This is a genomic window from Xanthobacter pollutisoli (assembly GCF_040044995.1).
Taxonomy (GTDB): Bacteria; Pseudomonadota; Alphaproteobacteria; order Rhizobiales; family Xanthobacteraceae; genus Xanthobacter.
On the sequence record NZ_JBDZDP010000002.1, the window covers coordinates 233,484 to 247,614 of the forward strand.

Annotated in this window: 13 protein-coding genes; 10 read left to right on the forward strand and 3 right to left on the reverse strand. The window is 68.9% G+C overall.

Going from position 1 to position 14,131, the window contains the following annotated elements; all coding sequences use genetic code 11:
• Positions 1-154 precede the first annotated feature (154 nt).
• Positions 155-880 carry a 16S rRNA (uracil(1498)-N(3))-methyltransferase gene (locus tag ABLE93_RS06450; protein ID WP_348838775.1) on the forward strand — a complete coding sequence of 242 codons (726 nt, stop codon included), beginning with the start codon at positions 155-157 and terminating at the stop codon, positions 878-880.
• Between the two features lie 251 nt (positions 881-1,131).
• Complete coding sequence (locus ABLE93_RS06455; protein ID WP_348838777.1) at positions 1,132-2,253, forward strand: carboxylate-amine ligase; 1,122 nt, start codon at positions 1,132-1,134, stop codon at positions 2,251-2,253.
• 60 nt (positions 2,254-2,313) lie between these two features.
• Here ABLE93_RS06455 and ABLE93_RS06460 read toward each other — a convergent pair whose 3' ends face one another.
• Positions 2,314-3,162 carry a fumarylacetoacetate hydrolase family protein gene (locus ABLE93_RS06460; protein ID WP_348838778.1) on the reverse strand — a complete coding sequence of 283 codons (849 nt, stop codon included), beginning with the start codon at positions 3,160-3,162 and terminating at the stop codon, positions 2,314-2,316.
• Between the two features lie 555 nt (positions 3,163-3,717).
• Between ABLE93_RS06460 and ABLE93_RS06465 the strand changes: the two genes are divergently transcribed.
• Genes ABLE93_RS06465 through ABLE93_RS06480 form a run of 4 tightly spaced genes read left to right on the forward strand, consistent with a single transcriptional unit; the run spans position 3,718 to position 7,784 of the window.
• Positions 3,718-4,527 carry a UDP-2,3-diacylglucosamine diphosphatase gene (locus ABLE93_RS06465; RefSeq protein WP_348838780.1) on the forward strand — a complete coding sequence of 270 codons (810 nt, stop codon included), beginning with the start codon at positions 3,718-3,720 and terminating at the stop codon, positions 4,525-4,527.
• On the forward strand, positions 4,527-5,594 hold the full coding sequence (locus ABLE93_RS06470) for a glycosyltransferase family 4 protein (protein WP_348838781.1): 1,068 nt from the start codon (positions 4,527-4,529) through the stop codon (positions 5,592-5,594). Before ABLE93_RS06465 ends, ABLE93_RS06470 begins: the two co-directional genes overlap by 1 nt.
• Complete coding sequence (locus tag ABLE93_RS06475) at positions 5,591-6,595, forward strand: threonine/serine dehydratase family protein (protein WP_348838783.1); 1,005 nt, start codon at positions 5,591-5,593, stop codon at positions 6,593-6,595. Before ABLE93_RS06470 ends, ABLE93_RS06475 begins: the two co-directional genes overlap by 4 nt.
• A gap of 4 nt (positions 6,596-6,599) precedes the next feature.
• Positions 6,600-7,784, forward strand: a complete 1,185-nt coding sequence (locus ABLE93_RS06480) for an MFS transporter (protein ID WP_348838784.1) — start codon at positions 6,600-6,602, stop codon at positions 7,782-7,784.
• Here the strand turns inward: ABLE93_RS06480 and dgcA are convergent.
• Complete coding sequence (gene dgcA, locus ABLE93_RS06485; protein WP_348838785.1) at positions 7,736-8,716, reverse strand: N-acetyl-D-Glu racemase DgcA; 981 nt, start codon at positions 8,714-8,716, stop codon at positions 7,736-7,738. The two genes, ABLE93_RS06480 and dgcA, sit on opposite strands and share 49 nt — an antisense overlap.
• Positions 8,717-8,955: 239 nt before the next feature.
• Between dgcA and ABLE93_RS06490 the strand changes: the two genes are divergently transcribed.
• From ABLE93_RS06490 to ABLE93_RS06505, 4 genes are all read left to right on the forward strand, one after another.
• Complete coding sequence (locus ABLE93_RS06490; protein WP_348838787.1) at positions 8,956-10,125, forward strand: MlaE family lipid ABC transporter permease subunit; 1,170 nt, start codon at positions 8,956-8,958, stop codon at positions 10,123-10,125.
• A gap of 6 nt (positions 10,126-10,131) precedes the next feature.
• Positions 10,132-10,956, forward strand: a complete 825-nt coding sequence (locus ABLE93_RS06495; RefSeq protein ID WP_510182982.1) for an ABC transporter ATP-binding protein — start codon at positions 10,132-10,134, stop codon at positions 10,954-10,956.
• Between the two features lie 116 nt (positions 10,957-11,072).
• A complete protein-coding gene (locus tag ABLE93_RS06500) occupies positions 11,073-11,996 on the forward strand; it encodes an MlaD family protein (RefSeq protein ID WP_348838788.1) in 924 nt (307 codons plus the stop codon).
• Positions 11,997-12,051: 55 nt separating this feature from the next.
• Positions 12,052-12,657: an ABC-type transport auxiliary lipoprotein family protein gene (locus tag ABLE93_RS06505; RefSeq protein ID WP_348838789.1), complete on the forward strand. Its 606-nt coding sequence runs from the start codon at positions 12,052-12,054 to the stop codon at positions 12,655-12,657.
• A 15-nt stretch (positions 12,658-12,672) separates the two neighbouring features.
• Here ABLE93_RS06505 and ABLE93_RS06510 read toward each other — a convergent pair whose 3' ends face one another.
• The gene (locus tag ABLE93_RS06510; protein WP_348838790.1) at positions 12,673-14,130 is read right to left on the reverse strand and encodes a YcjX family GTP-binding protein; all 1,458 of its coding nucleotides are present in this window, start codon (positions 14,128-14,130) and stop codon (positions 12,673-12,675) included.
• Position 14,131 lies beyond the last annotated feature (1 nt).

The window sequence follows — 14,131 nt, forward strand, 5'->3', positions numbered from 1 at the left end:
CGATGGGGCGATTGGGGGCGAGACAGGCGGTGGTCCTTCGGGGCGCCGCCTGTTTACGTAAGGACATGTTTACTGAAGGGCGTGCGCCAGGTCTGCGCGCGGGCGCTTGCCAGACGGGACGCGGCGTGGTGAGCCTCCCGTCGGAGGAGCCTTGATGCCCGAGCACGATTTTCACGCCCAGCGCCTTCATGTCACCGCCGACCTCGCCGCGGGCGCCGAAGTCCTGCTGGAGCGCGAGGCGGCGCATTACGTTGCCAACGTGATCCGCCTCGCGGTGGGCGAGGGCATCCTGCTGTTCAACGGGCGCGATGGGGAATGGCGGGCGCTGCGCGGCACCGGCGGCAAGCGCGAGGTGCGCCTCGAGGTGACGCAGCAGGTGCGCCCGCAGCCGGCGCCGCTTACCCTCGAATACGCCTTCGCGCCGCTGAAGCACGCGCGGCTGGACTACATGGTGCAGAAGGCGGTGGAGATGGGCGCGGGCGTGCTGAGCCCCGTCATCACCCGCTACACGCAGGTGTCTCGCGTCAATTTGGAGCGAATGGTCGCCAACGCCATCGAGGCCGCTGAGCAGTGCGGCATTCTCACACTTCCGCAGGTCGAGGAGCCGCGCCCCCTGGACGCTTGGCTCGCTGCCCTTGCGCCCGAGCGCCTGCTGGTGTTCTGCGACGAGGCCTCTGCTGACGAAGATCCCATCGCCGCCCTGCGGGAGGCGCCGGCGGGCCCGGTCAGCGTGCTCATCGGGCCAGAAGGCGGCTTCAGCCCTGAGGAGCGCGGTCGCATCGCCCGGCGGGGATTAACTCTCAGCCTCGGTCCGCGCATCCTGCGCGCCGACACCGCCGCGGTTGCCGCGCTGGCTTTGGTGAACGCCGCCCGGCGCTAGCCGCAAAAAACGCCTAAGGACCGACATTGTTCCATCGACGTCGAGATTAATTTCGTGGCGATTTTGTAATATTTCGAAATTGATCTGACATACGTTGCCCCGCACCGCGGTAGCGCATTGCCAATGATGAGGGAATTTTGCGCAACTCGCTCGGTCAAAATTTGGTCGGATTTGGCGCCAGTCTCACCGGAACTCAGCCTTGAGCCGAGCGTTACACGCTCGCCCTGAGGGCGTATTGCCGGGAGGCCTTCGTGCCCGACCATTACAGCTTCGGAATTGAAGAAGAATTCTTTGTCGTCGATGGCCAGACGCACGCCGTTCAACGGCGGATGCCGGCGGGCCTGCTCGACGAACTCAAAGCCCGGCTCGGCGAGCAGGTCTCGGTGGAGATGTTGCAGGCCCAGCTGGAGATCGCCACCCGCCCAACGACCGCCACCGGCAGTGCCCTGGAGCAGATCCGCAGCCTTCGGCGGGCGGTGGGGGAGGTGGCCGCCGAGCACGGGCTGGCGCTGATCGCCTCCGGCACCCATCCGACCGCCACCTGGGACGGCGTGCGCTCGACCAAGGCCAACCGCTACGATGGCGTCATGAACGACCTGCGGATGCTGGGCGAGCGCAACATGGTGTGCGGCCTCCACGTCCACGTGGAACTGCCCGACCCGGACGAGCGGGTGGACGTGATGCGCCGCATCGTCCCCTACATTCCCCATTTCATCGCGCTTTCCACCTCGTCGCCCTTCTGGGCGGCGAAGCAGACCGGCCTGATGGGCTATCGCCTCGCCGCCTATGACGAGCTGCCCCGCACCGGCCTGCCGGAGATGTTCGAATCGAACGCCGCCTACGAGCGCTATGTGGACGCCATGGTCTCGGCCCGGGCGATCACCGATTCGAGCTATGTGTGGTGGGCCATCCGCCCCTCGCGCAAGCTGCCCACCCTGGAGCTGCGGGCGCCGGACAGCTGCACCCGCAGCACCGATACGGTGGCCATCGCCGCGCTCTATCGCGCGCTGGTGCGCTTCCTGGTGCGCAACCGACACCACAATCGCGACGTCGGCCCGGTGGACCGCGCCATCGCCGACGAGAACAAGTGGCGGGCCCAGCGCTACGGCGTGAACGGCTCCTTCGTGGACCTCGCGCAGCGCCGGGCCGTTTCGGTACGCGACGCGGTAGACGGCCTCGTCAATCTGGTGTCGGAAGATGCCGAGGCCCTCGAGTGCCTCGATGCGCTGCTCAGGGTGCGCACCATCGCGGAAGAGGGCACCAGCGCCGACGTTCAGCTCGCCGTGTTCGGCGAGGCGCAGCATCGCACCGGCAAGCGCAACGAGGCGCTGGACGCGGTGAACAGCTGGCTCGCCACCACCACGATGCAATAGGCCTTCCATCGCCGAAGGCAGGATCAGGCGGCGGGTGTCGGAGCGCCCGCCGCCCTTGCCTCACAGCTTGAACGGCACCACCGTCTGCTGCTGCACGCCGAGGCCGTCGATGCCGAGGCGCATCACGTCGCCCGCTTTCAGGAAGCGGGGCGGCTTGAAGCCGAGGCCGACGCCGGGCGGGGTGCCGGTGGTGATGACGTCGCCGGGATCCAGCACCATGAACTGGCTGATGTAGTGCACCAGGAACGGGATGCGGAAGATCATGGTCTTCGTCGAGCCGTTCTGCACCTTCTCCCCGTTCACCTCCAGCCACATGGCGAGGTCCGAGGTGTCGGGAATCTCGTCGGTGGTCACCAGCCACGGGCCGAGGGGGCCGAAGGTCTCGTTGCCCTTGCCCTTCATCCACTGGCCGGAGCGCTCGATCTGGAAATGCCGCTCGGACACGTCGTTGCAGACGCAATAGCCGGCGACGTGGTCGAGGGCGTCCTTCTCCTCGACGTAGCGGGCGGTCTTGCCGATGACGAAGGCGAATTCCACCTCCCAGTCGAGCTTGAGCGAGCCCTTGGGGATCATCACGTCGTCATTGGGGCCGACGATGCAGTTCGGCGCCTTGTTGAACAGCACCGGCTCCTCGGGGATCGGATTGTTGGTCTCGGCCGCGTGGTCCGCGAAATTGAGGCCGACGGCGACGAAATTGCCCGGCCGGGCGACGCAGGAGCCCAGCCGCACGCCGTCCGGCACCGCCGGCAGGCTCGCGGGGTCGATGGCGGCGATGGCCTTCAGGCTCTCAGGCGACAGGGTCGAACCGTTGAGGTCGGGGATGACCGCGGACAGGTCGCGCAGCTTGCCGGTTGAATCGATTAGACCCGGCTTTTCCTGCCCTTTTTCCCCGAAGCGGACCAGCTTCATCGCTCGAACTCCCTGATGGTATCATTGAACTTGGAGCGTGCGGCGCGCGGTCGCTCCCGGGGCGCGCACGCTGGCGCGGACTTGAGCATTGGTCAATGGTGGGCGGACAGAAATTTCGCCGCGGGACCCGCCGGGGGGTACCGTGGGGACCCTGCGATGCGGGGGCAGCGATAAGCGGTGATTCGCCAGACCCGATCCGCTGTGGGCGAGTTGACGCGGGTGAATTCGCGCGGCCGGGGAGAAACGCGAAGGTGGAATTGTCTTGCTCTGCTCGACTTTAGACTATTAGCCGCCTTCTGTGTTCCATGTTCAACTGCATCTAATCTGACCATGGTGATGAAATGGGCAATTGCGCTTCCTTTTTCTGAGCCCGCGTCATAAAAGGGATACACGACTCCGGCTAAGTCCGGGTTGCGCAAAGGAAGCGTGCCGGAGGGCGGGAGCCGGAAAGGTCCCCCCCGCCGGGAGACTGGAGCCGGGCGCCGAATGCTGGTGCCGGGCGTCCGCCGGTCCAGGGCGAAGCCCGGCGGCGGATAAGGCGAGGAGGTGATTGGCGTGAGCGACAGTCCCGATGCGCGCCGCTACCGCGCCCTCTTCATTTCCGACGTGCATCTGGGCACGAAGGGCTGCCAGGCCGAGCTGCTCCTGGATTTCCTCAAATACAACGACGCCGACACCATCTACCTCGTGGGCGATATCGTGGACGGCTGGCGGCTGAAGCAGTCCTGGTACTGGCCGCAGAAGCATAACGACGTGGTGCAGAAGCTGCTGCGCAAGGGCCGCAAGGGCTCGCGCATGCTCTACCTGCCGGGCAACCACGACGAATTCCTGCGCGATTACTACGGCACCCATTTCGGCGGCATCGAGGTGGTGGAAACCGCCATCCACGAGGCGGCCGACGGCAAGCGATACCTCGTCATCCACGGCGACGTGTTCGACCTCGTGGTGCGCCACGCCAAGTGGCTGGCCTTCCTCGGCGACTGGGCCTATTCCGCCGCCCTCACCGTGAACACCTACCTTAACCGGGTCCGCCGCCGCCTCGGCCTCACCTACTGGTCGCTCAGCCAGTGGGCGAAGCTGAAGGTGAAGAATGCGGTGAACTACATCGGCAAGTTCGAGGAGGCGGTGGCCGACGAGGCCAAGCGCCACGACGTGGATGGCGTGATCTGCGGGCATATCCATCACGCGGTCATTCACGACCAGTTCGGCGTGCGCTATGTAAATTGCGGCGACTGGGTGGAAAGCTGCACCGCCATCGCCGAGCACGAGGACGGCCGGCTGGAGATCATCAGCTGGACCCGTCATCTGGAGGATGTCCCGGTGGAGGGACGCGACATGGTCGAGGGGGCGCGCGCGGCGGCCTGATGCGGGTTCTCGTCGCCACCGACGCGTGGCATCCACAGATCAACGGGGTGGTGCGCTCGCTGGAGCACACCGCGAACGAGGCCGCCCATCTCGGCGCCGAAATGCAGTTCCTGACCCCGCAGGGCTTCCGCACCATCCCTTTGCCCACCTACAACGAGATCCGCCTGGCGCTGGCCACGCCGCGCATGATCATGCGGCGGATCGAGGCGATGGAGCCGGACTTCGTCCACATCGCCACCGAGGGGCCCATCGGCATCCTGGTCCGCCGCGCCTGCATTGCCTCGCGCCGCACCTTCACCACCTCCTATCACACCAAATTCCCGGAATACCTCGCCGCCCGCGCCCCCGTGCCGGAGCGTCTGACCTATGCGTGGCTGCGCTCCTTCCACAATGCCGGCGGCGGCGTCATGGTCTCCACCGCGACGCTGGAGCGGGACCTCGAGGCGCGCGGCTTCAAGCGCCTGATGCGCTGGTCGCGCGGGGTGGACGCCGAGCTGTTCCGCCCGCGCCCCGAGGCGACTCTCAATCTTCCTCGCCCGGTCTATCTCTTCGTCGGCCGCGTGGCGGTGGAGAAGAACATCGAGGCCTTCCTCGACCTCGACCTGCCCGGCTCCAAGGTGGTGGTGGGCGGCGGGCCGGCCCTCGCCAGCCTCAAGGAGCGCTATCCCAAGGTGGTGTTCACCGGCCCCAAGGAGGGCGAGGCGCTGGCGCAGGTCTATTCCGCCTGCGACATCTTCTGCTTCCCGAGCCGCACCGACACCTTCGGCATCGTCCTGCTGGAGGCCATGGCCAGCGGCCTGCCCGTCGCCGCCTATCCGGTCACCGGGCCGACCGACGTGCTGGCCGACGCAACCGAGCCGGTGGGCGTACTGGACGATGACCTTCGGACCGCCTGCCTGAAGGCGCTGGAGCTGTCGCCGGCCGCCGCGCGGCGCTATGCGCTGAACTACACCTGGCGAGAGAGCGCCCGCCAGTTTCTCGACAACGTGCTGATCGCGCACGACATTGGACCCATCGCCCGGCGCTATCGCCTTCGCCGCCGGCGTCAGGTAGCTTCCGGGGCATGAGCTCCGGACCGTTCCCGACCCCCTCCCAGATCCCCACCGCCGCCGACGTCGACGCCGCCGCGCGGCGCCTTGCCGGCCATGCCGTGCGCACGCCGCTGGTTTTCTCGCCCGTGCTGAGCGAGCGCGTCGGCGCGCGCGCCTACCTCAAGCCGGAGACGCTCCAGCGCACCGGCTCCTTCAAGTTCCGCGGTGCCTTCAACCGCATGGTCCAGATTCCCGAGGCGGACCGCCCGGCCGGCGTCGTCGCCTGCTCCTCCGGCAACCACGCCCAGGGCGTGGCGGCGGCCGCACAGATCCTCGGCATGCCGGCGGTGATCGTCATGCCCCACGATGCGCCGGCCCTGAAGCGCGACCGCACCCGCGCCCTCGGCGCCGAAGTGGTGGGCTACGACCGCCGCACCGAGGACCGCGACGCCATCGCCCGCGCCATCGCCGCCGAGCGGGGTGCCACGATGGTGCCGCCCTATGACGACCCGCAGATCATCGCGGGCCAGGGCACGGTGGGCCTCGAGATCGTCGAGGACCTCGCCGCCCTCGGCCACGCGCCGGACGTGGTGGCGGCCAATGCCTCCGGCGGCGGCCTGTGCGCCGGCATCGCGCTCGCGGTGAAGCGCGCCGCCCCGCAGGCGCGGATCGTCGCCTGCGAGCCGGCGGGCTTCGACGACCATGCCCGCTCGTTCCGCTCCGGCGTGCGCGAGCGCAATCCCGAGCCGTCGGGCTCGTTCTGCGATGCGCTGCTTGCCCCGACACCGGGCGCGCTGACCTTCGAGATCACCCGCGCGCTGGTGGGCGAGGCCGCCTCGGTCACGGACGCAGAGGTGGGACGGGCGGTGGAATACGCCTTCCGCGAGCTCAAGCTGGTGGTGGAGCCGGGCGGTGCGGTGGCGCTGGCGAGCCTGCTGGAAGGCCGGCTCGACGTGCCGGGCGGCGGCACGGTGGTGATCGTGCTCTCCGGCGGCAACGTGGACGCCGACACCTTCATCCGCTGCATCGGCGCCTGAACGCATGACCCTGACGGGGAAGGGCGGGCCGCCGCTCCGGCTGCGCCTCGGCGCGACCTACGGCACCTTCTTCCTCGCCCTGGGCATCCTCCAGCCGTATCTGCCCCTGTGGCTGCAGGAGCGCGGGCTCGGGCCCGAGGCCATGGGCCTCGCACTGGCGGTGCCCATGCTCGTGCGCCTTGTCGCGACGCCGCTGCTCGGGGTGGCGTCGGATCGGCTGGGGCGGCCCAAGGCGGTGCTGGCGATGCTGGCCGTCGCCACGGTGGCGGCGATGCTGGGCCTCGCCCTCGCCCCGGGGCTTCCCGCCATCCTCGTCATGCTCGCGGTGATGGCGGCCGTGTGGTTTCCCGGCTTTTCGCTGCTCGATGCCTATGCTTCGCGCCTCGCGCGGGCGGGCCGGGCCGACTATGGGCAGGCGCGGCAATGGGGATCGGCGGCGTTCCTCGCGGCGAACCTCGCCGGCGGCGCCGCCATCGGCGTCCTGGGCGCGGGCTCGGTGGTCTTCCTCATGGTGGCGGGCCACCTCACCTATGTCCTCGCCACCCTCGCCTTGCCGGAGCTGCCGCGGGCCGAACCACGGCCCTCGCCCCTGAGGGGCCGCCGCGCCCGCCTCGGCTTCCTCGCGGGCATCGTCGCCGCGGGCCTCGTTCAGGCGAGCCACGCGGTGCTCTATCTTTTCGGAACGGTGCACTGGAAGGCGGAAGGCCTGTCGCTCACCACCATTGGCATCCTCTGGGCGGTGGGCGTGGCGGCGGAGATGGTGCTGTTCCGGCTCGGCTCCCGGCTCATGGCGCGCTTTGGTCCCTACCGGCTCATCGCCCTGGGGGGTGTCGCGGCGGTGATCCGTTTCGCCGTCATGGCGCAGGATCCGCCGCTGGCGGTCCTGCTGCCGCTCCAGCTGCTGCACGCCCTCACCTTCGGCGCCACCTTCCTCGCCATGGTGGAATTGGTGTCGCGCAGCGTCAGCGAGCACCGGTCCGGCACCGGCCAGACGGTGGCCGCATGGACCGGCAGCCTTCTGATGTCATCCGCCAACGTAGCGGCAGGTCCCCTCTGGTCCGTCTTCGGGCCGCTGGCCTTTCTCGCCGGATGCGCCCTCGGCCTTGCCGGGGCGCTGACCGCCTTGGGGGCGGCGTGGCTTCAGCCCCACAGCTCCGCAGCAGGCGGGAAGACCAGCGCCCCGTCGTAGCGCAGCCCAGGCGTCCGATCCCTGGCGAGGAGCAGCGGACCATCGAGATCCACCCAGCGGGCGCGCTGGGCGACGACGAGGGCCGGGGCCATGGCGAGGGAGGAGGCCAGCATGCAGCCCACCATCACATCGAAGCCCAGCCCATGGGCGGCTTCCGCCAGCGCCAGGGCCTCGGTGAGGCCGCCGGCCTTGTCCAGCTTGACGTTGACGGCGTCGTAGCGCCCGCGCAGGTCGGCAAGCCCGGAGCGATCGTGCACGCTCTCGTCGGCGCAGACGGGCACCGGGCGCTCCAGGCGTTCGAGACGCTGATCGGCATCGACCGGCAAAGGCTGCTCCACCAGCTCCACCCGCGCCTTGGCGCAGGCTTCGAGGAGGAAGGGCAGATCGGGCGATTTCCAGCCCTCGTTGGCATCGACGATGAGGCGGGCGTCGGGAACGGCCGCGCGGATGGCGGAGAGCCGTTCGCGGTCGCCGGGGGCGCCCAGCTTGAGCTTCAGCAGCGGCCGGTCGGCGGCGGCCGCGGCAGCGCGGGCCATGGCCTCCGGCGTGTCGAGGCTGAGGGTGTAGGCCGTGGTCACGGGCCGCAGGGCTGGCAGGCCGGCCAGCTCGGCGCAGCCCATGCCGGAGCGCTTGGCCTCCAGGTCCCACAAGGCGCAGTCGATGGCGTTGCGCGCGGCGCCGGCGGGCATGCGGTGCTGGAGCGTCTCCCGCCCCATGCCGGCGGCGATATCCGGCGCCAGCGCCTCGATGGCGGCGACGACCCCGTCGACGGTTTCGCCATACCGGGCGTAGGGCACGCATTCGCCCCGACCGGTGATGCCGTCGGCGGTGATGTGCACCTCCACCACCACCGCCTCGGTCTTAGACCCGCGGGCGATGGTGAAGGTGCCGGCGATGGGAAAGCGCTGGATGGACAGGGTCAGGGAGGCCATGAATTAAGCTTAATAGCCGATTCCGACGGTTGGTTGTCACCGACGGCACGGATCCGGCAAGGGTGTGTCTTCGCCGATCTCGACGGGGAAGGCGGTAGTCTGTATGGCTAGCGCGTTGCGTGGCTGCCTGTCGATGACCGGTGGGCGCGTGATTATTGCGGGGCGACAAGAGTTTCCGTGGCGTGTTCCGCCGCGGCGCGGTCGGGGGGCGTCAGGTCGCCTGCCGCCGAGAGGTCGAGATGTTCCGGCGCCTGCGCCGGCCGCCGTTGGAGACGCCTGCGTTGCCCCACGCTTCGCTGATTTCCGTGCACAGCCAGGACGACCGGCTCACCGTGGCCGGGCGCGGGGCATGGACGTCGGACTATGCCGACGAGCTGGAGCAGGCGGTGAACGACACCGTCCAGACCTATGCTCGACCCAAGGGCGTCGACATCGACCTCGCCGCCGTGGAGCGCATGGACACCTTCGGCGCGCTTCTGTTCGAGCGGCTGCGCCGGTCCTGGCAGGGGGCGGGCATCGAGGCCCGGGTGACCGGCCTTGCGCCGCGCTACCGGGTGCTGATCGACGAGATGGGCCGCATGGGGCAGGAGCCTGTGCCGCCCAAGCGCCGGCACGAGGCGATCCTGGAGCGGTTCGGGCACGAGGTGGTCAACGTCGCCAAGGACGGCTTCTCACTGCTCAACTTCATCGGCGCGACGGTGGCTGCCATGGGGCGGGTGACGCTCAGGCCCCGCACCTTCCGTTTCACCTCCATGGTGAACCAGCTGGACCGGGTGGGCTTCCGCGCCGTGCCCATCATCCTGCTCATCACCTTCCTCATCGGCTGCATCCTGGCGCAGCAGGGCATCTTCAACTTCCGGCGCTTCGGCGCCGACATCTATGTGGTGGACATGGTGGGCGTGCTCGTGCTGCGCGAGCTCGGCGTGCTGATCGTGTCCATCATGATCGCCGGCCGCTCCGGCAGCGCCTACACCGCCGAGCTCGGCTCCATGCGCATGCGCGAGGAGATCGACGCCCTCCGCGTCATGGGCTTCGATCCGGTGGAAGTGCTGGTGGTGCCGCGCATCCTGGCGCTCATCATCGCTTTGCCTCTGCTCACCTTCATCGGCTCCATGGCCGCCATCTTCGGCGCCGGGCTCGTGTCGTGGGGCTATGGCGGCATCGCGCCGGACGTCTTCCTCCAACGCCTCAAGGAGGCCATCGACCTCGACCAGTTCAACGTGGGCATGCTCAAGGCGCCGTTCATGGCCGCCACCATCGGCATGGTCGCCTGCATGGAGGGCATGCGGGTGGGTGGCAGCGCGGAATCCCTCGGCGAGCACACGACGGCCTCGGTGGTGAAGGCCATCTTCCTGGTCATCGTTATGGACGGCGTCTTCGCCATGTTCTTCGCCGCGATCGATATGTGAGGCCGCATGGACGCGATGACCTCACCCGAAAACCTTCAGGCGAGCGACCGGGAAGCCATCATCCGGGTGCGTGACATCGTCGTCGCTTTCGGCGACCGGGTGGTGCTCAACCACCTCGATCTCGACGTCTATCGGGGCGAGATCCTCGGCTTCGTCGGTACCTCCGGCGGCGGCAAATCGGTGCTCACGCGCACCATCCTCGGCCTCGTGCCCAAGCGCTCGGGAACCGTGGAGGTGTTCGGACAGAACCTTGATGAGCTTACCGAACGGGAACGTTCGGCCCTGGAGCGGCGTTGGGGTGTGCTGTTCCAACAAGGTGCGCTGTTCTCGTCGCTGACGGTGAAACAGAACATACAGTTTCCGCTGCGGGAGAATCTGAGGCTGTCGCAACGGCTTCTCGATGAAATCGCATTCACCAAGATCGAGATGGTCGGCCTCAAGAGCGACGTGGCAGAAAAGCTGCCTTCCGAACTGTCCGGCGGCATGATCAAGCGCGCGGCGCTGGCGCGCTCGCTCGCCCTCGATCCGGAAATCCTGTTCCTGGACGAGCCCACCTCGGGCCTCGATCCCATCGGCGCGGGCGATTTCGACGAGCTGATCCGCACGCTGCAACAGACTTTGGGGCTTACGGTTTTCATGGTAACCCACGATCTCGACAGCCTGCACACGGTGTGCGACCGCATCGCGGCGCTGGCCGACGGTAAGGTGATCGCGCAGGGAACCATCGAGAACATGATGGCGGAACAGCACCCTTGGCTGCGGGCCTATTTCCATGGCACGCGGGCACGGGCTGTACAGAGTGCGGGCCGCAAAGGCAATCAGCGCGGGTGATGACTGTCTGGCTGCGAGGTTAGGTTGCAGGTTGGGCGCGCGCCGCAGGGTGGGCGCGATGGCGGGGAGGGCGAGCCCAAGCGGGGCAGAGGACGGAACGGGATCGGGATCGAGGCATGGAAACACGGGCCAACTACACCATCATCGGAGCCTTCACGCTCGCGGTCCTCGTCGCGGCGTTCGGCTTCGTGTACTGGTTCGCCGGGCCGCAGGATTCCACGGCCCGCAAGGTCTACGAGATCGTCTTCGACGGCTCCGTCGCGGGTCTGCGCCAGGGCAATTCGGTGCTGTTCAACGGCATCCCCGTGGGCCAGGTGACGGCCCTTGGCCTCGTGCCCGGCCAGCCGGGCCAGGTGATGGCGCGGGTCGGCATCAACACCAACGTTCCGGTCCTGTCGGACGCGCGGGCGGGGCTGGAATCCCAGGGCCTCACCGGCATCATCGCGGTATCCATCCGCGGCGGGAAGCCGGACGCCCCGCCGCTGCCCCCGGGTCCCAACGGCTACCCGCGCATCGCCGCCGACGGCGGCGCAGGCATGAGCGGGCTCATCAATTCGGCCCAGGGCGTGGCGCGCAAGATCGAGATCGTGCTCGACGCCATCAACCCCGACGAGATCAAGAACATCATCCACAATATCGACGCCTTCTCGAAGGCTGTCGCCTCCAAGTCGGACGACGTGGCAAGCGTGATCGAGCAGGCCAACGTGCTGGTGAAGCAGCTCAATACCGTTGCGGAGAAGGTGGACAAGGTGGTGGTGAACCTCCAGGCCGCCACCGAGGACAAGAACGGCCTTCTCGTCCAGGCGACGGAGGCCGCCACATCGGTGCGCAAGCTCGCCGACAATCTCGACCAGCGCACCGCCCTGCTGACCAACGAGATCAGCCGCTTCACCGGCCCCGGCCTGAAGCAGTTCGAGGCGCTCGCCACCGACGGCCGACGCACCCTCGGCGAGATCGACCGGGTGCTGAAGGGCATCGAGCGCAACCCGCAGCAGTTCATCTTCGGCGGCGGCAACTCCATTCCGAAATACGGGCGATGAGCCGATCATGATCGACCTACCCGGGAGCCGTTCCGTTGTTGCCGAGGACGCTGGTTTGAAACGCGTTTTACCCGCCGCACGCCGCCTCATCGCCGCCGGCGCCGGGCTTGCCCTGGCGCTCGTCCTCGCCGCCTGCGGCTCGACGCCCGTTCCGACCTACAATCTCACCGCCCCCTCGGGCTTCACTGCCGGCGGGCCGGGGGCCGGCCAGCTGGTGGTGGTCGCGCCCACCGCTCTGGCAGTGCTCAACACCGACAAGATCATGGTGGAGGCGGGGGCCGGGCAGGTGGCCTATCTCGCCGATGCCCAGTGGAGCGACAACCTGCCGGCGCTGCTCCAGGCGCGCACCATCCAGGCGTTCGAGAACGCCAGCAAGCTGCGGCGCGTCGCCCGTCCCGGCGACGGCGTGAACGCGGACTACACCCTCGTCATCGACATCCGCACCTTCGCGCTGCGCATCACCGATCAGGGACCGGTGGCGGTGGTGGAATTGTCGGGCAAGCTCATCAGCACCCAGAGCGGGCGCATCATGGCGGCGCAGGTCTTCCGCGCCGGCGTTCCGGCTGCGTCCAGCGCCGGTCCGGCGGCCACCGCCGCCCTCGACCAGGCCCAGGAGCAGGTGCTGGTGCAGATGGTGCGCTGGGCCTCGGCCAAGTTCTAGGGCCCGCCCCCGCGCTCAACTCAGCCGGTCGGCCAGCAGGAATTGCAGCGCCCGGTCCAGGCGGATGTGGGGCAGGGGACCGTCGCCGATGATGCCGGGCGGCGGGCGGAAGCGCAGGAAGCGGAAATCCACGTCTCCATCCTGCGCCGAGGCCATTCCGCGGAAGCCGGCGCCGGACGGGTCGAACAGCGCGTCGGGGTCGGTCGGCAGGTCGCCGGGAAACACCGCCATCTCCTCGATCCCGTCGAAGACGTGTCCACCCGCCACCTGACCCGGCTCCGGCGTGCCGACGATGGCGTCGAGCTCGTGCCCGTCGCGGCGCACCCGGGCCTCGCGCGTCGCGCGGATGGCCGCAAGCGCCACCACGTCGAGCGCGGCGCCGCGCTCCTGCGCGCGGTCCCGTGCCCGCTCCACGAGACGACCGAGCACGGCCTCCAGCCGGTCGTGGCTGGAGCGGTGGAGGTGGTCGGCCTTGGTGGCGGCGAACAGCACCTTCTCCACCCGCGGCCGGAACAGGGTGCTGACGAGGCTGTTCCGCCCGGTGCGGAAGGCGGCGAGGATGCCGTCCAGCGCCCGCTCCAGATCGGCGAGGGCGGCGGGCCCCGCATTCAGGGCGGACAGCGTATCCACCAGCACGATCTGCCGGTCGAGCCGCGCGAAATGGTTGCGGAAGAACGGCCGCACCACGGCGGATTTGTAGGCCTCGAACCGCCGCTCCATCATCGCGCCGAGCGTGCCGGCGCGGGGCGTCTCCTCGGCGAGGTCGAGGGGGGCGAAGGTGAGGGCGGGCGAGCCTTCAAGGTCGCCCGGCATCAGGAAGCGTCCGGGCGGCAGAAGGCTCATGGCCAGCCGCTCGGTGCGGCAGTCGGCGAGATAGCGGGTGAAGCGCGCCGCCACCTCCCGCGCCTGAGTCTCGTCCGCCGGACCCTGGGGCGGCGCTGAGGCGACGGCGGCGAGATAGGGCGCGGCCACCTCGGCGCGGGCCGGCGCGCGGGCGAGGGCGAGGCTGTGCCGGGCGAAGTCGGCATAGCTCATGTCGAGAAGCGGCAGGTCCAGCAGCCACTCGCCGGGATAGTCCACGAGGTCGAGGGTCAGCGTGCGCGTGCGGCCGCGCGCCGTGGCGTAGCGGATGGCGAGCCGCAGCTCGCTGACGCGGGTGGTGGAGGACGGCCACTGCCGCGCCTGCGCCAGCGTCTTCAGGTGATCCTCATAGGCGAAGCGCGGTACCGCGTCGTCCGGCTGCGGCTGGAGCTCGGCGCCGGCGATGCGGCCGGACTGCATGGGCTCAAAGACCGGCAGGCGTCCGCCGCGGGTGAGCGCGTGGATGAGGGCCGTGGTGAAGATGGTCTTGCCCGCCCGCGACAGGCCGGTGACGCCGAGACGGAGGGTGGGGTGCGCGATGCCGTCCACCCGGTCGGCCAGGGTCTTCAGCGCGATGCGTGCGTCGTCCATGGCCTCCGTGAAGAGGGCCATG

What these genes read in the sequence shown, in the direction of transcription:
- ABLE93_RS06470 (WP_348838781.1), top strand. Translation starts at nt 4,527, where the DNA reads ATGCGGGTTCTCGTCGCCACCGACGCGTGGCATCCACAGATCAACGGG.
- ABLE93_RS06495 (WP_510182982.1), top strand. Translation starts at nt 10,132, where the DNA reads ATGGACGCGATGACCTCACCCGAAAACCTTCAGGCGAGCGACCGGGAA.
- dgcA (WP_348838785.1), bottom strand. Translation starts at nt 8,716, where the DNA reads ATGGCCTCCCTGACCCTGTCCATCCAGCGCTTTCCCATCGCCGGCACC.
- ABLE93_RS06475 (WP_348838783.1), top strand. Translation starts at nt 5,591, where the DNA reads ATGAGCTCCGGACCGTTCCCGACCCCCTCCCAGATCCCCACCGCCGCC.
- ABLE93_RS06510 (WP_348838790.1), bottom strand. Translation starts at nt 14,130, where the DNA reads ATGGCCCTCTTCACGGAGGCCATGGACGACGCACGCATCGCGCTGAAG.
- ABLE93_RS06490 (WP_348838787.1), top strand. Translation starts at nt 8,956, where the DNA reads ATGTTCCGGCGCCTGCGCCGGCCGCCGTTGGAGACGCCTGCGTTGCCC.
- ABLE93_RS06450 (WP_348838775.1), top strand. Translation starts at nt 155, where the DNA reads ATGCCCGAGCACGATTTTCACGCCCAGCGCCTTCATGTCACCGCCGAC.
- ABLE93_RS06480 (WP_348838784.1), top strand. Translation starts at nt 6,600, where the DNA reads ATGACCCTGACGGGGAAGGGCGGGCCGCCGCTCCGGCTGCGCCTCGGC.
- ABLE93_RS06500 (WP_348838788.1), top strand. Translation starts at nt 11,073, where the DNA reads ATGGAAACACGGGCCAACTACACCATCATCGGAGCCTTCACGCTCGCG.
- ABLE93_RS06460 (WP_348838778.1), bottom strand. Translation starts at nt 3,162, where the DNA reads ATGAAGCTGGTCCGCTTCGGGGAAAAAGGGCAGGAAAAGCCGGGTCTA.